Annotated in this window: 15 protein-coding genes; 7 read left to right on the forward strand and 8 right to left on the reverse strand. The window is 62.2% G+C overall.

What is annotated here, in order from left to right:
- Positions 1-116: 116 nt before the first annotated feature.
- Positions 117-3,191: a right-handed parallel beta-helix repeat-containing protein gene (locus VB618_RS02190; protein WP_329794854.1), complete on the reverse strand. Its 3,075-nt coding sequence runs from the start codon at positions 3,189-3,191 to the stop codon at positions 117-119.
- Between the two features lie 457 nt (positions 3,192-3,648).
- Positions 3,649-3,960, reverse strand: a complete 312-nt coding sequence (locus tag VB618_RS02195; protein ID WP_329794855.1) for a hypothetical protein — start codon at positions 3,958-3,960, stop codon at positions 3,649-3,651.
- Positions 3,961-4,081: 121 nt separating this feature from the next.
- Here VB618_RS02195 and galE point away from each other — a divergent pair, with 121 nt between their 5' ends.
- The 5 genes from galE (at position 4,082) to tyrS (ending at position 9,493) form a co-directional block, all read left to right on the forward strand.
- Positions 4,082-5,074 (forward strand): UDP-glucose 4-epimerase GalE, encoded by a 993-nt coding sequence (galE, locus tag VB618_RS02200; RefSeq protein WP_329794856.1) that lies wholly within the window; start codon positions 4,082-4,084, stop codon positions 5,072-5,074.
- Positions 5,075-5,179: 105 nt separating this feature from the next.
- Positions 5,180-5,716, forward strand: coding sequence for a DoxX family protein (locus VB618_RS02205; RefSeq protein WP_329794857.1), 537 nt, complete (start codon positions 5,180-5,182; stop codon positions 5,714-5,716).
- Positions 5,717-5,940: 224 nt separating this feature from the next.
- Positions 5,941-6,939: a LolA family protein gene (locus VB618_RS02210; RefSeq protein WP_329794858.1), complete on the forward strand. Its 999-nt coding sequence runs from the start codon at positions 5,941-5,943 to the stop codon at positions 6,937-6,939.
- 120 nt (positions 6,940-7,059) lie between these two features.
- Positions 7,060-8,034, forward strand: coding sequence for a phosphoribosylaminoimidazolesuccinocarboxamide synthase (locus tag VB618_RS02215; RefSeq protein WP_329794859.1), 975 nt, complete (start codon positions 7,060-7,062; stop codon positions 8,032-8,034).
- Between the two features lie 205 nt (positions 8,035-8,239).
- Positions 8,240-9,493: a tyrosine--tRNA ligase gene (tyrS, locus tag VB618_RS02220; RefSeq protein ID WP_329794860.1), complete on the forward strand. Its 1,254-nt coding sequence runs from the start codon at positions 8,240-8,242 to the stop codon at positions 9,491-9,493.
- A gap of 63 nt (positions 9,494-9,556) precedes the next feature.
- Here tyrS and VB618_RS02225 read toward each other — a convergent pair whose 3' ends face one another.
- From VB618_RS02225 to VB618_RS02240, 4 genes are all read right to left on the reverse strand, one after another.
- Positions 9,557-10,249 carry an EAL domain-containing protein gene (locus VB618_RS02225; RefSeq protein WP_329794862.1) on the reverse strand — a complete coding sequence of 231 codons (693 nt, stop codon included), beginning with the start codon at positions 10,247-10,249 and terminating at the stop codon, positions 9,557-9,559.
- A gap of 197 nt (positions 10,250-10,446) precedes the next feature.
- Positions 10,447-10,830, reverse strand: a complete 384-nt coding sequence (locus VB618_RS02230) for a DUF1622 domain-containing protein (RefSeq protein WP_329794863.1) — start codon at positions 10,828-10,830, stop codon at positions 10,447-10,449.
- A 67-nt stretch (positions 10,831-10,897) separates the two neighbouring features.
- Entirely contained in the window at positions 10,898-11,101 is a 204-nt protein-coding gene (locus VB618_RS02235; protein WP_329794864.1) for a YgaP family membrane protein, read from the reverse strand.
- A gap of 109 nt (positions 11,102-11,210) precedes the next feature.
- Positions 11,211-11,942, reverse strand: coding sequence for a L,D-transpeptidase (locus tag VB618_RS02240; protein WP_329794865.1), 732 nt, complete (start codon positions 11,940-11,942; stop codon positions 11,211-11,213).
- A 258-nt stretch (positions 11,943-12,200) separates the two neighbouring features.
- Here VB618_RS02240 and VB618_RS02245 point away from each other — a divergent pair, with 258 nt between their 5' ends.
- The gene (locus VB618_RS02245) at positions 12,201-12,779 is read left to right on the forward strand and encodes a tyrosine phosphatase family protein (protein WP_329794866.1); all 579 of its coding nucleotides are present in this window, start codon (positions 12,201-12,203) and stop codon (positions 12,777-12,779) included.
- A gap of 23 nt (positions 12,780-12,802) precedes the next feature.
- Here the strand turns inward: VB618_RS02245 and cueR are convergent, their stop codons facing one another.
- Positions 12,803-13,258 (reverse strand): Cu(I)-responsive transcriptional regulator, encoded by a 456-nt coding sequence (gene cueR / locus VB618_RS02250; RefSeq protein WP_329794867.1) that lies wholly within the window; start codon positions 13,256-13,258, stop codon positions 12,803-12,805.
- A complete protein-coding gene (locus VB618_RS02255; protein WP_329794868.1) occupies positions 13,255-15,780 on the reverse strand; it encodes a heavy metal translocating P-type ATPase in 2,526 nt (841 codons plus the stop codon). Before VB618_RS02255 ends, cueR begins: the two co-directional genes overlap by 4 nt.
- Before the next feature lie 231 nt (positions 15,781-16,011).
- Between VB618_RS02255 and VB618_RS02260 the strand changes: the two genes are divergently transcribed.
- Entirely contained in the window at positions 16,012-16,821 is an 810-nt protein-coding gene (locus VB618_RS02260; RefSeq protein WP_329794870.1) for an endonuclease/exonuclease/phosphatase family protein, read from the forward strand.
- Positions 16,822-16,883: the final 62 nt, after the last annotated feature.

A 16,883-nucleotide genomic window follows, 5' to 3' on the forward strand; every position in this document is an offset into this window, starting at 1 on the left:
ATCAATCAACTGCGATCCACAGGACTGGGTCCAAGGGGAGTGCAGCGAGTGGCGTTTAGCAGGCGGAGCAAAAAAGCCCCGGACCTTTCGGCCGGGGCTCCTCGGATGAGATGTCGTCAGATGATGAAGAAGTCCTTGTAGGTCAGGGAGAGGTTCTTCGACAGTTGGGCGAACTCCACCGCCTGCTTCGAGCCGGAGCCGTCCGCATCGTAGCTGAGCACGCCTGTCTTCTTGTTGTAGATCAGGTAGTCGTCCCGCTCCCGGGCCCTGCTGCCGGTGACGAAGAACTCCGCATCCAGCTCCGTCGGGTTCGCCGCCGTTCCGCTGCCGAGCTTCTTGAACACGGCATTGTCGAGCAGGAAGCTGTCGTCCCTGACCTTGAAGTCGACGATCGTGTCGAAGCTCACCTTGCGGTCTGAAGTGGCAGTCCCGAGCCTCGAGTTGAACAGGAAAGCATCACTGCCGGCACCGCCGTAGAGCCGGTCGTTGCCCGAGCCGCCATTGACCACGTCATCGCCGGAGCCGCCATAGACCCGATCATTGCCGCTGTCGCCGTAAACCCAGTCATTGCCCGAGCCGCCATCGACGGTGTCGTGTCCGGAACTGCCGTACACCCGGTCGTTGCCTGTGCTGCCATACACCTTGTCATTGCCGGAGCCGCCATTGGCATAGTCATTGCCGGAGCCGCCATGGACATAGTCATTGCCGCTGTCGCCGTTGACACGGTCGTCACCTCCGTCGCCGTAGACCTTGTCGTTGCCGGAGCCGCCATTGAGGCTGTCGTTGCCTCCGCGGCCTCTGACCGTGTCGTTCCCGCCCTGACCCTTGATGATATCGTCGATGTTGTCCCTGCCGTTGAGGGTCTCTGACCGGGAGCCGCCGGTGCGGGCGACGACCTGATTGCCCGTGTTGACCGGAGGGGGCGGGAGGGGGATCGGGCTCGGAACCCAAGTATCTCCGACAAGCTGTCCATCTTTGAACTGAAGAACATCAATGTTCAGCAGGGTGTCCGTACCCTCGGTGCCGCCGGCTATGGTCCTATTCGCGCCGGTCCCGGTAATCGTGTAGTTCGCACGGTTGCCAGAGAGCTGAACCAGATCATTTCCTTCGCCGCCGTCCAACGTGTCGTTGCCAGCGCCGCCTATCAGGGTGTCGCTACCACCATAGCCGTACAGCTTGTTGTCTGTGCTGTTGCCGACAATGAGATTGTTGAGCTGATTTCCAGCGCCGACTTCTGCCCACTTGGTCAGCGGGTCACCAGGGTTGGCCGGATCGATCAGGTAGAGGTTCTCCACGTTTGCCGCCAGGGGGCTGGCAGCGGAGACAGAGATGGAGCTGACGATGGTGTCGATCCCTTCTCCAGCCCCTTCCATTACGACGTCTTGCGTATGATCGACATAGTATATGTCGTTCCCCAACCCACCCTTCATTCTGTCGGCTCCGCCGCCGCCGTTCAGGACGTTGTGTCCGGCATTGCCGTTCAACGTATTGGTGCCGGTATTTCCGACCGCCGTCAGGTTGGCTGTTCCAGTCAGCGTGATCTCTTCGACTTGAGTTGAGAGGGTGTAACTGACGCTGGAGAAGACGTGGTCGTAGCCGCCCGCGCCGAGATTGTCCTTCTCGACGATCAGATCAGCCGCATCGTCGATGACATAGACGTCGTTGCCATCGCCACCCTGCAGGGTGTCAACTCCGCCGCCGCCATAGAGCGTATCTGCACCACCATGGCTTTCGAGATTATTGGCACCAGCGTTGCCGATCAGGACGTTATCAAGCCCGTTGCCATAGCCGTTGATGTTGGCAGATCCGGTCAATGTCAGATTCTCGACATTGGCCCCAAGGGTATGTTTGGCCGAGGAGAAAACGTGATCATTGCCTTCATTGGCGTTCTCAATGACAGTGTCACCGTCCTTGTTGACAATGTAGGTGTCGTCACCCTTGCCGCCGGCCATCGTATCGACGCCAGCAGAGCCTCCGAGAGTATCATTACCATCGGTTGCTATGCCGCCGGTTGCGTTCCCTGCAACCACTGTTCCTGTGGAGCCTCCGGCAGTGTTTGCCGGCTCCTCACGGATTGCGTAGCGCGCATTCTCCGGGTTGACGACGTTGTTCAGAATCTGCGTGCCGTTTGAGTAGTAAGACTTAATCGGGTTGGTTGAGGGGTTATTATCAGGGTTGCCGTCCGGGTAATCGTTCCGTACGTCGATCTGGACCTCATCATACTTGCCTGTGAGTTCCTGCGAGTTGCGCGAGATAAAGCTATCCTTGACGATTGTGTTATCAGAGCCCTCAATGCGCAGGCCATAGCGCATATTGTCGTGAACATTGGCTCCGCTGACCGTCACATTGTCAGAAAGTTTGATGAGAATTCCTTCACGGGTGTTGCCATAGTACTCACCCCCGATGATCTGAACGTTTGTGACATGGGCAATCTCCGCCTCATTGCCGCGCTGGATGTCGCCGCGTTGAATGACTATGCCTGCGCCGCCGGTCGAGCCCCAGCCATTGCCGTAGGCAGTGTTGTTCTCAAGAACAATATTGCTTGAGGCATTCTGAATGTTGAAGCCATGGCGACCATTGTTGTAGGATTCGTTGTTCGCGTAAACGCCGCCCACGACCCCGTCCGCCACGAAGCCGTCTTTTCCGTTGTTGTGAGCTTCAGAGTTTGTAACTTTGAAATTATATGTGATCTCGTGCGGATTGATCCCATATCCCGTGCAGTTCATCACCTCCACGTTGTCGAGGGTGATATTGGTCTGCGTGCGGCCAGTGCTGTCTGCCTTCACGCCGCATATGAACCCGGCTTGTTCCCCGATGTTATTCGCGCGGTTGCCGTCAATGACGAGATTGCTGATGGTGACGTTCTCTACAGTCGCGATGTCCGTGCGGACAATGCCGTTGATCTTGGCATCGAAGCCGTTTTCGAGCTTGATCACCGTGTCACGGTCACCTGATCCGGTCAGCTTGACGCCGGACAGGAGTTCAATAGCACCAGTCGAGGGATCAGCCTTGTCTCCTGTGACGACCCAGGTTCCTGCGCCGAGTTGAACCTCCACTTGGCCGAGCGACGGATTCTTCAAGTACTCGGCATTCGCTTTTGCAATGGCGTCTTTGATCCTCGCGACGTTCTCCGCTGCGGCCTGTTCTTCATTGGGATTGCTCGATGGGCCTAGGACGGTGATAAATGCCATTATTCGATATCCTTTGCTGAATGGATCGAGGAACATGTTGGCGCGCTTCATCATCGCCGGAACGTCGTCCAGCGCCTGAAGTGACTGCCAGTTGTCGTGTTTCGCCGTTATCGTTGCGGCGTCGTTCGCAGCCGCATTGGCGTCAGTCTGAGGAAGTACCGCTGCCGTGTGGGCGGCGATCCGTTCGATCCTCAGGGCGGAGCCGGTCCCGCCTCGTTTGAAGTCATGAGCATAGAGCTGTTTCCTCTGCAGCAACTGCCGTATTGCTCAAGATTAAATAGGTAAATTCTCAAAATCGAAATGGAGCAATTTTGTATTGCTGGTGCAATTCCGGGTTAACGCGTTCGCTGCTGCATCGAAGGCTAATGCTGTTGAAGTATCCGTCTAACCCGAATGGGTTGCGGCCTTGCCCGAAGATCCTTGGAACATACGTTCAAGCTTGAGCATAGGCTCCGCTTCACTTGAGAATATCGAACAGCTGCCCTGAGCATTGGGCGACAAGAATCAAAAGCAGAATCCCGATAAACCAGAGCCAGGACCCGCGGCGCTGAGGCTGTGCCTGTGGCTGCGGGGACGGCTTGGTATAGGTGTTCATGACCGGCAAGGGAGGTGAGGGCAGGCGCTCGATTAGTTCGGCCGATGCGGCGGGAATGCTGCCGGCCGTTCCAATGAACCGAAAGCTCACAGGAATGCCACCCACAAAGCCGACTTCCGCCGGCTGAATCGCGGCCTCGTGGAAAACCCACCAATATTCCTTCCGATCGTCCATTCTGCATCCGTCCATGTCTGAGAGGCTATTCTAACGCTTAGCGGCCTCGGGTTGATCTGGAAATCCAGCTGCAATAGAGCCACCATGACAAAATGTTGAACGCACATCTCCAGGAGACCTCATGAACGTTCTCGTCACCGGCGGGGCTGGATATATCGGCGGTCATATGGTTTTGGCCCTGCTCGATGCTGGCCACAAGCCCATCGTGTTTGACAACCTGTCGACCGGCTTCCGGTGGTCGGTGCCGGAGGGCGTGCCTCTCGTGGTGGGCGATGTCGGCGATTTCGAGCTCGTTCTACGCACCCTGCAGACCTACCAAGTGGATGCCATCGCGCATTTTGCCGCCAAGCTGGTCGTGCCTGAATCTGTAAGCGATCCGCTCGGCTATTACCTCAACAACACCGTCAAGAGCCGCTCCCTCATGGCTGCCGCAGTGGCGGCTGGCGTCAAGAAGTTCGTCTTCTCATCGACCGCAGCCGTCTACGGCAATGCTTCCGACAAGCCGCTCGGGGAGGACGCGCCGTTAGCGCCCCTCTCTCCCTACGGCAGCTCCAAACAGCTGACCGAGGTGATGTTGCGCGATGTAGCAGTAGCCCACGACATGCGCTACGTGATCCTGCGCTACTTCAATGTGGCGGGAGCCGATCCCGCCATGCGCCACGGCCAGTCGACCGCCAATGCCACGCATCTCATCAAGGTGGCGATCCAGACGGCGCTTGGCATGCGCTCCCACATGGAGGTCTTCGGCGCCGATTATCCGACGCCGGATGGAACCTGCATTCGTGATTACATTCACGTGACCGATCTCATCGCGGCTCACATGCTCGCCCTGAACCATCTCGACCAGGGAGGCGAGAGCCTCGTGGTGAATTGCGGCTACGGGCACGGCTATTCCGTGTCGGAGGTCATCGAGACGGTGCGCAAGGTCTCCGGGAAGCCCGTCGACGCACGCTTTGGCCCCCGCCGCGTCGGCGATCCGGTGACCATCGTGGCGGATTCTGCCCGCATCCGCTCCCAGCTGGGATGGCAGCCGCGCCACGATGACCTCGCCAGCATCGTGGATCATTCCCTGCGATGGGAGAGCATGCTTCGGGAACGAAACCTCAAGCTGTAGGGACCCGGAAACGCTCGGTGCGCTAAGAACAGGTTAAGAACCTTTCCGTCAAATGCTGTCCCAGCGCCAGCCGATTCCCGGCTGGCAAAGGCGGAGGGCAGGGGCATGGGCAGGGGTGCAGGAATCAACGGGGTTCTGCTGCTGAACCGCCTTCTGCTGGCTGGCTGCTTCCTGCCAGCAGCCATCGGCCGCGCGGCCAATATCTCCGGCTTCGCCGCGACCCTGACCATGAAGGGCATGCCCTATGGGGATGTGGTGGCGACCGTCGTCGTCGTGGCGGAAATCTTCGGGCCTCTCGCCCTGGCTCTGGGCTTGGCACCTCGTCTGAGCGCTTCCGTCCTGATCGCCGCCCTGGTGGTGACAACCGGGACCCTGCATCGCTTCTGGGATTATGGCGGCCTGACCCGGCAGGCCGAGCAGGCTGTATTCCTGTCTCACCTCGGCGTTCTCGCAGGGCTTCTTTTCTACATCCTCACAGGCCCCGGCGCCTGGAGCTGGCAAGCTTGGTGGAAGGGTATCGGCAGCTCATCCAAGCCGGCCAAGGCCAAGAAGCGGCAGCCCTCCCGCCCACGCACGCCGAAGCCCCGGCCAGCACCGGCTCGTCAGGTCATGGATGACGATGAACTGGCGGATGCGGCTTGACGCGCCCTGGACACGAATCGCTTTCCCCGTCAGGGTTCCTGCCTTCATTCAGCCTCTTATACCGGCCATAAACCCTTGTAAGGCCGTGCTTTTGCGCACGGACCCCCATGCTTTTCCAGATTAGCAGTGGCGTCATGCTCCATTCGTCCTCGCGTTGCATTCTCGGTCTTGTTCTTGCCCTGGCATGCGTCTCCCCGGCCGCTGCACAGCAGCCCTCCGACCCATTGACCCGTTTCCTGGACGGCGTCTTCAAGAAGCCCGCACCTCCGGCGAGCGCCCCTCAGGCTGCGCCGCAGGCCGAACCGGCTGCTCCGGCGGCTGCGCGCCCGCAGGCTCAGCCGCGCCCGCAGCCGAGGGCAGCCGCTCCGAAGCCGGCAGCCCCCGCGCCGCAAAGGGCAGCCCAGCCGAAGCCCAAGCCGCAGCCTGCTCCTCAGACGGTTGCGAAGCCGGAGCCGAAGCCCCAGGCTCCTGCTGCCGCTGTCATCGAAAAACCAGCCCCCCAGCCGCCAGTGCCCGAGCCGCAGAAGCCGGCTCCCGCTGCGCCCGTCCAGACGGCAGAACCGCCCAAGCCCGTTGAGGCACCGCCTCCGGTCAAGGTTGCCGAGCCGCCCAAGCCCGCGCGCTCGACGCCGGTCCAGGCTGTGCCCGCCGCGACGGCCGTAGCGGCACCCGCTTCGGCCCCGACGCCCACCTCACCGCCCGGACCGAAATCCCCCGAGGAGGCTCTCGACCGGGTGAATGCCTATTTCAACAGCATCGACCAGCTGTCGGCCTACTTCGTGCAGAAGAACCCCAACGGTCAGCAGGCGGAGGGCAACCTCTCCATGCGGCGTCCGGGCCAGTTCCATTTTGCCTATGCCCCGCCGAGCACCCTCGAGGTTATCTCGGATGGGCGAAACGTGGCGATCCGCGACAAGAAGCTCGGCACCAACGATGTCTATCCGGTCGGCCAGACGCCCCTGAAGTTCCTCGTGCAGGACAATATCGACCTGTCGCGGGACACCAAGGTTCGCGACGTGCAGGTGGGCCGCGACGGCGTGGTGACAGTGCGCTTCGACGACAGCGCGACCCTCGGCGGCACATCCAAGATCACCCTTCGCTTCGACACCCGGGCCAATGCGCTTAAAGCGTGGACCATCATCGACGCCCAGGGCTACGAGACCACGGTGACCTTGTCCGGCCTCAATGCGACCTATCGCAGGGACGCCCGGGCGGGGCAGTAAGCCTGTTCTGGTGGACAGGGCAGGTTTTTGTCCGACAGGACCTAGCACGGGCGCGATTTCCGGCTAGAACTCCGCCTGCCGCCACCGCTGGGCGGCGATGAAAATCCTTGGCAGGTGAGCATGGTCGATAAAGCAGCCCTAGGAGCCTATGCCGGCTACGTCCTTGAGGACGCCACCATCCCGGAGCTGCCGAACCACTACCGCGGCAAGGTGCGCGACAATTACGACCTGCCCGACGGGCGCCGGATCATCATCGCATCCGACCGCCTGAGCGCGTTCGACCGCAACCTCGCAGCCATTCCGCTCAAAGGCCAGGTGCTGACTCAGACGGCGAAGTTCTGGTTCGAGCAGACCGCCGACATCTGCCCCAACCACGTGATCGAATACCCGGATCCGAACGTGCTGATCGGACGTAAACTCACCATCCTGCCCGTGGAGATCGTGGTGCGCGATTATCTCGCCGGAACCACGGGCACCTCGATCCTCTCCCTCTACAAGGCGGGCCAGCGCGAGATGTACGGCATGCGGCTGCCCGAAGGGATGCGCGACAACGAGAAGCTGCCGCAGACCATCATCACGCCGACGAGCAAGGCCTTCCACGGCGGCCACGACGAACCGCTGACGCCCGCCGAGATCGTCGGGCAGGGTCTGCTGAGCGAGGAGCAGTGGCGTATGGTCTCCGGCTATGCCCTCGCGCTCTTCGCTAAGGGCCGAGAGATGGCCCGCGAGTGCGGCCTCATCCTCGTCGACACGAAATACGAGTTCGGCATCGACGAGAACGGCACGATCATGATCGCCGACGAGATCCACACCCCGGACAGCAGCCGCTACTGGTTCCTGGAAAGCTACCAGCAGCGTTTCGAGGCAGGTGAGCGGCCCGAGAGCTTCGACAAGGATTTCGTCCGCACTTGGGTCGTTGCACGCTGCGATCCCTACAAGGACGAGATCCCCGAGATTCCGCAGGACGTGGTCCTGGAGACCTCGCGGGTCTATATCGACGCCTTCGAGCGCATCACCGGGCAGAGTTTCGCTCTGCCCGATCCGAATGTGCCGGTGCTGGAGCGGGTGCGCGGAAATCTAAAAGCGTACTTCTGAAACCGGTTGACGATCTGGTCTCCTGACCGTAGCTTGCGCCCATGATCACCGGTCGCACCTCTTTCGTGAACTATTATACGCTGTCCCCATAGGGCGGCTCCGTTCGGTTGCGACCAGACGTTCGATGCCGCCGCTCTCCGGCGGCATCTTCATTTGGTGATCAGGTCTCCGGGTAGCGGCTCCCGCTCAATCCAAGGAGACACAGATGAACACCCCGAAATCCGAATTCCTGAAGACGCTTAACGAACGCGGCTTCATTCATCAATGCACCGATCTGGCAGCGCTCGACGAGCGGCTCTCGGCCGGGCCGGTCGCGGCCTATATCGGCTTCGACGCAACGGCGAACAGCCTGCATGTAGGAAGCCTCGTGCAGATCATGACCCTGCGCTGGCTGCAGAAGTGCGGCCACAAGCCGGTCGTCCTCATCGGCGGCGGCACTTCGCAGATCGGCGATCCGAGCTTTCGTGATGCGAGCCGGCCGCTGCTCGACGGCGAGCAGATCGCTAGGAACGCCGCCGGCCTGAAGCAGGTCTTTTCCCGTTACCTCACTTTCGGCGACGGGCCGACCGACGCGGTGATGGTGGACAATGCCGACTGGCTCGACCCGCTGCGCTACCTGCCGTTCCTGCGCGACTTCGGCACCCATTTTACGATCAACCGGATGCTGAGCTTCGACAGCGTGCGCCAGCGGTTGGAGCGCGAGCAGCCGCTCACGCTCCTCGAGTTCAACTACATGGTGCTCCAGGCTTTCGATTTCCTGGAGCTGTCGCGCCATCAGGCCTGCGTGCTGCAGATGGGCGGATCGGATCAGTGGGGCAACATCGTCAATGGCATCGAGCTCGCCCGCCGCATCGACCAGCGCCAGCTCTTCGGCCTGACGACGCCGCTTATTACCACCTCCGCTGGGTCGAAGATGGGTAAGACGGCAAGCGGTGCGATGTGGCTTAATGCCGAGCGTCTGAGCCCCTACGAGTTCTGGCAGTTCTGGCGCAATACGGAGGACGATGACGTTGCGCGCTTCCTGCGCCTCTTCACGGAGCTGCCGCTCGATGAGGTGATGAGGCTCGGGCAGCTCAAAGGCGCGGAGATCAACGAGGCGAAGCAAATCCTCGCCATGGAAGCGACGAAGCTCGCCCACGGCGAAGATGCGGCGCGAGACGCTGCGGAGACTGCGCGCAGAACCTTCGAGGAGGGGGAGCATGCAGCCGGGCTTCCGAGCGTCGGTCTCTCACGAAGCGAGCTCGACTCCGGCGTGACCGTCGCGCAGCTTCTCGTTCGTGCGGGTCTGTCCGCTTCCAAGGGAGAGGCCCGCCGTCTCGTGCTCAACAACGGGGCTAGGCTCAACGGTGCGCTCGTGCAGGACGCGGAAACCCATGTCACCGCAGCCGATCTTAGTGAGGGAGCCTTGAAACTGACCGTCGGCAAGAAGCGGCACGTTCTGGTGCATGTGAACGATTGAAACTCAGCCGGTGAGGAGCGGATCTATCGATGCGCGTCTCACCGGGTCGTTCATCACTTGCGATCAGGCGCTAAACGAAACCGGCGGCAGGCTCTCGATAGCAGGACGGGCAAACAGGAAGCCCTGGAACAGGTTGATGCCAGCGCTTTTCAAGGTCGCAAGCTCCGCCTCGGTTTCGATGCCTTCGGCGATGATCGTGATGTCGAGGGCGCGGGCCATCACGAGGATGCCGGCAATGATGGCCTGACGGGCCGCGGAGTCCTGGATCCCGCGGATCAGCTCCATGTCGATCTTGATGAGGTCGGTCTGGAAGTTGGCGAGAAGATTTAAGCCCGCATGGCCTGCGCCGAAATCATCGATGGCCGTGATGAAGCCGAGGCGCCGATATTCCGCAATGATCCTGGCGACGTGCTTCGTATCCGCCATGCGCTCGTTCTCAGTGAACTCGAACATGATGCGCTTCATGTCGAAGCCGACGCGCCGTGCGGTTTCGAGGGACGTCCTGATGCAGGCGGCCGGCTCATAGACGGCGTTCGGCATGAAGTTGATGGAGAGCCTGGTGTCCTCTGTTGCCGGAAAGAGGCGTCCTGCCAGTTCGATGGCCTTCACCCGGCAGGCTTGGTCGAACTTGTACTGCCGCACCTCATCAACTTGACTCAGGATCGCTCCCGCAGGTTCGCCCCTGGTGCCGCGCACGAGCGCCTCGTAGCCCCAGACAATTCCTCGCGCAACATCGATGATCGGGTGGAAGGCCATTGTGAAATCGAATGGGAGCGGTTCGCCGCTCCGGCATCCCTGACATCCTGACGTCGTATCTCTCACAGGCGCTTCCGTGCGGTTGTTGAAGAATTGCACGATCTGTTATGGACGCTATTTCTTGCGATTGACCTAACGTCACTAGTGTGAAGAGCCATCGTCTCATTGCAACGATCTGCAAGGCCTGCGTTCCTGCGTTAAGCCACGCGGCTTGAGGAGCGCTCATCCTCGGCTTTGTGCCTGTCCCAGGGCCAGCGCCCTTCGATTTCGACTTCGAGGGAGAAGCTCAGGAAGGTCCGGATCAGCACGATGCCGCCGAGGATGAGGAGACTCTGGAGCGTCGGATCGATGGCGACGGTATTGATGATGTCGGCCGCCACCAGAAACTCGAGGCCGAGCAGGATGGCGCGTCCCAGGTTGGAGCGGTAGAGACTGAAGGCTTCGGCCCCCGAGGTTCCTCGCAGCACCTGCCAGAGGACGGCGATGCTGGCGCCGAGAAGCCCAAGGACGATGATGGCGATCCCGCCGATCTCGATGGCGCGCGTCATCAGCTTCAGCGCCGGGGAAAACCATTCGTCCATGGAAGCTCCTGTGCCTCTGTCCTACAGAGTCATAGGACAGCAGGCGGAAGCCTCCAGGGGTCGGGGCTCAGGTAAAGCCGGGTTTGCTCGGAAGCCCCATGCGCTTGAACATCATCACCACTGGGCACATGCCCGTGAAGGAAGCCTGCACCAGATGGGCGCCGAGGATCCCGGTGAGCCAGAGCCAGTTGATATTGACATAAACGGCGAGCAGGACGCTGAGAATGATGAGCCCGCCGACGGTCAGAAGGATCGCGCGTTCGACTGTCATGACCATGCCTCCAGCAGAGACGGGATGACCTTACCTCAAGCCTGACAGGGCGCCAAAGAAAAAGGGCCGGTCACTGCCGGCCCTTCCGGGTATGGATACAGATATATGGTCAGTCGATTGACGACACCCGCAACTCGTCCTCGACTTCGAAGAGACGTTGGCCCTGCAGCACGACCACGGGCGAGCCGACTGGCACGCGGCTGTGAAGGTCGATGATGTCCTGGTTGAACAGGCGGATGCAGCCGCTCGATACGGACTGACCGATGGACCATGGCTCGGTCGTGCCGTGGATGCGATACAAGGTATCGCGGCCGTCATCGTAGAGGTAGAGCGCGCGTGCCCCGAGCGGGTTGCTCAATCCGCCTTCCATGCCGCCAGCCCAGCGGGCGTTGCGTTCCGGCTCGCGCTTGATCATCGAGGCGGTTGGGGTCCAGCGCGGCCAGGCAGCCTTGCGGCCCACGCGGGCGCGGCCGCTCCAGGCGAGGCCTTCCTTGCCGACGCCGATGCCATAGCGGATTGCGCGGCCGCCCTCACGCACGAGGTAGAGATAACGGGATTGCGTATCGACCACGATGGTGCCCGGTTCCTCGCGGCCGTAGTAGGCAACCTCACGGCGCAGGAAGCGGGGGTCGACTTCTGAAATATCCGTCGCTGGGAGCGGATGCGGCTCGTCGAGCCGTGGCCCATACATGGCCGCATAGGCGGGGTCGATGCGGCGCACGGCCTGCTGCGGGGGAGACTGGGTGGAGACGCACGCCGCCAGGGCTATGGGAAGAAGCAGGACAAGTGAGCGAACGGCTCTGCGCAACAGGGATCGGCTCGGGGCCAGTGCAGCAAACATCAGTGGGGGAACCTGCAGTTTCTGGTTATTGGCTTCATCCGCCGGTCCTTGCGGGCGGCGGCGCTACTCCTCAAGAGACATAGTCCCAGGAGTGTCGAGAAGGTGAATCTTCGGTGGCGGGAATGTGGCAGAAGGCGCCTGTGGTTTGCAAGACACAGTCTTTTGAACGCGATGATCCAATTCGACCGCTATGAGTTAACCTCCCGAAAAGATCCGGTAAGGTTTTTGTCCGGCTTCAGCCGTAGAGCGAGTGCTTCGATGCAGCCCCATTCCATCCAGATGCTCACGATCTGCGGCATCTCGGAACTTCCGGACCAGCGCGAGCGGTCCGTGACTCATGTGTTGTCGATCCTCGATCCTGACCACCCGGATCCCGAGGCGTTCGAGGCTTATGATCCCCATCACCGGACGATCCTGCGCTTCCATGACATCATCAATCCCATTCCGGGGATGATCCTGCCGGAACCGGCGCATGTGGAGGCGGTGCTGCGCTTCGGCGACGAGGTTGCCGAGAAACGCGGTGAAGGAGCGGAAGGACATCTGCTCGTACATTGCCATATGGGCGTGTCCCGCTCGACGGCCGCAATGCTGACCCTGCTGGCCCAGACGCATCCGGACGAGAGCGAGGAAAAACTCTTCGAGCGGTTAGCCGAGATCCGTCCCCAGGCGTGGCCGAACTCCCTGATGATCGAGTTTGCCGACGGGCTTCTGTCGCGCAACGGACGACTCATGGATGCCCTGCGCCGCCATTACGGACGCCAGATCCGGCGCATGCCGCGCTATGAGCAGCTCATGCGCGATCTCGGCCGCGCCCGCGAGGTGGAGATGGCGGCCTGACAGGGCCGCCATCCGCATCAGGCCTATCGCGCGGGAGCCTTGCCCAGCACGCCGAATTTTGCATCGGGCTTGACATGAACCTGTCCGGCCTCGTCGTTGGCCAGTTCCTCCAGGATCGGACAATGCGGGCGCGTGTCGCCGTGACAGTTCGTGGCGAGATGCGTCAGAGTCGAGGCCATCTCCTGCAACTCGCGGATCTTGCGCTCGAGCACGGTCACATGCTCCAGCGCGATGGCCTTCACGTCCTTGCTCGCACGCTCACGATCCTGCCAGAGCGACACGAGATCGGCGATCTGCTCGACTGAGAAGCCGAGATCGCGGGCCCGGCGGATAAAGCGCAGGGTGTGCACGTCATGATCCGAATAGACCCGGTAGCCGGCTTCGGTCCGTATGGTCTTCGGGATCAGCCCAATGGATTCGTAGTAGCGGATCATCTTGGCGGAGACGCCGGAGGCGTGTGCGGCCTGTCCGATATTCATGCGACACCTTCAGCGTGAGCGGCAGGGGCGTTGCCCTGCACGGATGGGACGGGAGCCTTGAAGCCGCGCAGCCGCAGGGCATTGCCGAGAACGAAGACGCTGGAGAGCGCCATGGCGCCCGCCGCAAAGATCGGCGAGAGCAGGATGCCGTTGAACGGATACAGCACGCCCGCCGCGACCGGGATCAGCAGCACGTTGTAGGCGAAGGCCCAGAACAGGTTCTGCCCGATGTTGCGGATCGTTGCCTTGGACAAGGCGATGGCGTTCACCACGCCGCGTACGTCGCCGGACATGAGCACCACGTCGGCGCTTTCGATGGCAATATCCGTGCCGGTGCCGATAGCGATGCCGATATCGGCCTCGGCGAGCGCCGGCGCATCGTTGATGCCGTCGCCAACGAAGGCGATCTGGCCATGAGCTGCGCGCAGCCGCTTCACCACCTCGACCTTGCCGTCGGGCAGCACCTCCGCCACCACTTCGTCGATGCCGATGCGCCGGGCTATGGCCTCTGCCGTCCTGCGGTTGTCTCCCGTGATCATCGCGACTTTGAGCCCGAGGGCATGCAGCGCCGCGATGGCCTCAGGCGTCGACGGCTTGATCGGGTCGGCGACCGCGATGATGGCGGCAAGCCTGCCGTCGACGGCTGCATAGAGCGGGCTCTTGCCCTCGGCTCCGAGGCGGGCGGCCGTGTCGGCGAAGTCGGCAATGGGGAGCCCGAGCTTCATCATGAAGCGGTCCGCGCCCACATGGACCTTCCGGCCTTCCACGATGGCCGAGACGCCGAAGCCGGGCACGGCCTCGAAGCTGTCGGTCGAGGGCAAGGCAAGATTACGCTTCTCGGCAGCCTCGACGATGGCCTGAGCGATCGGGTGCTCCGAGCGGCCTTCCACGGCAGCAATGAGCCTGAGAGCTTCGGCCTCGGATACGTCGGGAACTGTCACGAAGTCGGTCAGCTCGGGGCGCCCTTGCGTCAGGGTGCCGGTCTTGTCGAGGGCGACGACGCCGACCTCCTTCAGGCTCTGCAGGGCCTCGCCCTGGCGGAAGAGCACGCCGAGCTCCGCGGCCCGGCCCGTGCCGACCATGATCGAGGTGGGCGTGGCTAGACCCATGGCGCAGGGGCAGGCGATGATCAGCACGGCCACCGCGTTGACCAGCGCGAAAGTGAGCGCCGGTTCCGGGCCGAGGACGAGCCAGACCAGGAAGGTGAGGGCGGCCGCCGCCATCACGGCCGGCACGAACCAGGCCGTCACCCGGTCGACCAGCGCCTGGATCGGCAGCTTGGAGCCTTGCGCCTGCTCGACCATGCGGATGATCTGGGCCAGCACCGTGTTGGCCCCGATGCGGGTGGCCCGGAAGGTGAAGCTGCCGGTCTTGTTGATGGTCCCGCCCACAACCTCGGCGCCTTGAGCCTTCTGTACCGGCACAGGCTCGCCCGTGATCATGGATTCATCCACGAAGGAGGAGCCTTCCACGACCTCGCCATCGACCGGGATCTTCTCGCCCGGGCGAACCTGCACCACGTCGCCGGCGAGCACCTGATCGAGCGGGATCTCCAGGGCCTGGCCGTCGCGCAGCACGCGGGCGGTCTTGGCCTGAAGGCCCATAAGGTGCTTGATCGCCTCTGAGGTGCGCCCCTTTGCCTTGGCCTCGAGATAGCGCCCGAGCAGGATCAGGGTCACGATCACGGCTGCGGCTTCATAGTAGACGTTGGCCATGCCGGCAGGCAGAAGGTCGGGCAGGAAGGTGGCCACCACCGAATAGGCATAGGCTGCGCTGGTGCCGAGCACCACGAGGGAGTTCATGTCCGGCGACCAGCGGAGCAGGGCCGGCACGCCCTTGCGGAAGAAGCGCAGGCCCGGTCCGAACAGGACCAGGGTGGTGAGCGCGAATTGCAGATACCAGCTCGTGCGATGCCCCAGGGTCTCCATCACCCAGTCGTGGACGGCCGGGATGAAGTGGGAGCCCATTTCGAGCACGAAGACCGGCAGGGTCAGGAGGGCGGCAAGGGTAAGGGAACGCTGGAGGCCGGAAATCTCCGCCTCCCGGGCGATCCGCTCCCGGTCGGACTGCTCGCTGCCCTGCCGCGGCGCCTCGGCCTCGTAGCCGGTCTGCTCGACGGCGCCGATCAGGCGGGCCACCATGTCCGCTCCGCCCAGATAGCGGATGGAGGCGCGCTCGGTAGCGAGATTGACGCTGGCCTCCAGCACGCCGGACACGCGGTTGAGCGCCTTCTCTACACGGCCGACACAGGAGGCGCAGGTCATGCCGTGGATCTTCAGCTCCACCGTGCTGTCGGAGGGTTCATAGCCTACGGACCGGATAGCCTCGGCGACCGCAGCGGGGTTGGCTCCCACTGGCGCAAATTCCACATGCGCCCGCTCCGTCGCCAAGTTGACGTTGGCGGCTCTCACGCCTTCGACCGACCGGATCGCCTTCTCGACCCGGTTCACGCAGGAAGCGCAGGTCATGCCCTTGATGGGAATGTCGATCACGTCAGTAGGGGCAAGCTTGCCGGTGGCCATGAGGAATCTCCTGATCCTGATATGGGGAGCAGGTCTAGTCCTTCCAATGATGGGAAGGTCAAGCGCCCTGGAAAAAGGGGTTTCACGATACTGCCAAGCCCTGGAACCGGTCTCGAAGCAGAGTCATTGATCCGACACGTTTGCCACATACGCCGCGCATTTGGGCTTCCCGGCTTGTGCCGGGCGGGGCGGTGCCTTTACCTGTAACGATAATTGAGCCGGTACGAACCTTTGAAGCACACCGAAAACCCGGGGCAAACCCTTCGAATTCTCACCTACAACGTCCATCGCTGGCTCGGCACGGACAGGCAGATTTCCCCGACGCGGATCGCGGAGGTGATCGGATCCTGCCAGCCGGATATCGTGGCCCTGCAGGAGGTTCGCGTCGGGCGCGTGCGGGCAGGGGAGGTGGATCAGGCCGCAACCGTGGCCTCGATCCTCGGCATGGACCTGCATTTCCAACCCACGATCCGTATCCTGGGAGAACAGTACGGCATCGCGGTTCTGACGCGCCATTCCTCGCGGATCGTCAAGGCCGGACGGCTGCCGACCCAGTCGACGCGTCCGTCCTTCGAGAAGCGCAGTGCGCTCTGGGTGGCGATCGAGATCGACGGGCAGACGATCCACGTGGTCAATGCCCACCTCTCCCTCCGCTCCGGCGAGAGACGGACGCAGGCTGCGGCTCTCGTCGGACCGGATTGGATCGGCCATCCCGATTGCGCCGAGCCGGCGGTGCTGCTGGGCGATTTCAACGCGCCGCCCCTTTCACGTTCCTACCGGATGATCGCCGACAGGCTGCGGGATGCCCAGCTTTCGAACTCTTTCGGCGAACCGCAGCCGACCTTCCATACCCGCGCACCGGTGCTGCGCCTCGATCACGTCTTCGTCACGAAGTCGATCGAGGTGGTCGATGCCGGGCCTGTGCGCACCCTCCTGACCCGGGTCGCATCCGACCACTTCCCCTTGCTGGCGCAGCTGCGTGTTCGCAGGCACTCCAAGGTCGCTGCTTCCGATCATGCACGTGCCGGAGAACTGCTCTGAACTTATTTTCACAATTGCCTGTGAAATAATGTATCACATAGTCTAATCCGCCTTGAAAGTGC

Origin of the sequence: Microvirga sp. CF3062 (assembly GCF_036314045.1) — a bacterium.
GTDB lineage: Bacteria > Pseudomonadota > Alphaproteobacteria > Rhizobiales > Beijerinckiaceae > Microvirga.

Excerpts from the sequence above, each read along its gene's own strand:
- VB618_RS02190 (WP_329794854.1), bottom strand. The coding sequence starts at position 3,191 with ATGGCATTTATCACCGTCCTAGGCCCATCGAGCAATCCCAATGAAGAA.
- VB618_RS02195 (WP_329794855.1), bottom strand. The coding sequence starts at position 3,960 with ATGGACGATCGGAAGGAATATTGGTGGGTTTTCCACGAGGCCGCGATT.
- galE (WP_329794856.1), top strand. The coding sequence starts at position 4,082 with ATGAACGTTCTCGTCACCGGCGGGGCTGGATATATCGGCGGTCATATG.
- VB618_RS02205 (WP_329794857.1), top strand. The coding sequence starts at position 5,180 with ATGGGCAGGGGTGCAGGAATCAACGGGGTTCTGCTGCTGAACCGCCTT.
- VB618_RS02215 (WP_329794859.1), top strand. The coding sequence starts at position 7,060 with ATGGTCGATAAAGCAGCCCTAGGAGCCTATGCCGGCTACGTCCTTGAG.
- tyrS (WP_329794860.1), top strand. The coding sequence starts at position 8,240 with ATGAACACCCCGAAATCCGAATTCCTGAAGACGCTTAACGAACGCGGC.
- VB618_RS02225 (WP_329794862.1), bottom strand. The coding sequence starts at position 10,249 with ATGGCCTTCCACCCGATCATCGATGTTGCGCGAGGAATTGTCTGGGGC.
- VB618_RS02230 (WP_329794863.1), bottom strand. The coding sequence starts at position 10,830 with ATGGACGAATGGTTTTCCCCGGCGCTGAAGCTGATGACGCGCGCCATC.
- VB618_RS02235 (WP_329794864.1), bottom strand. The coding sequence starts at position 11,101 with ATGACAGTCGAACGCGCGATCCTTCTGACCGTCGGCGGGCTCATCATT.
- VB618_RS02240 (WP_329794865.1), bottom strand. The coding sequence starts at position 11,942 with ATGTTTGCTGCACTGGCCCCGAGCCGATCCCTGTTGCGCAGAGCCGTT.
- VB618_RS02245 (WP_329794866.1), top strand. The coding sequence starts at position 12,201 with ATGCAGCCCCATTCCATCCAGATGCTCACGATCTGCGGCATCTCGGAA.
- cueR (WP_329794867.1), bottom strand. The coding sequence starts at position 13,258 with ATGAATATCGGACAGGCCGCACACGCCTCCGGCGTCTCCGCCAAGATG.
- VB618_RS02255 (WP_329794868.1), bottom strand. The coding sequence starts at position 15,780 with ATGGCCACCGGCAAGCTTGCCCCTACTGACGTGATCGACATTCCCATC.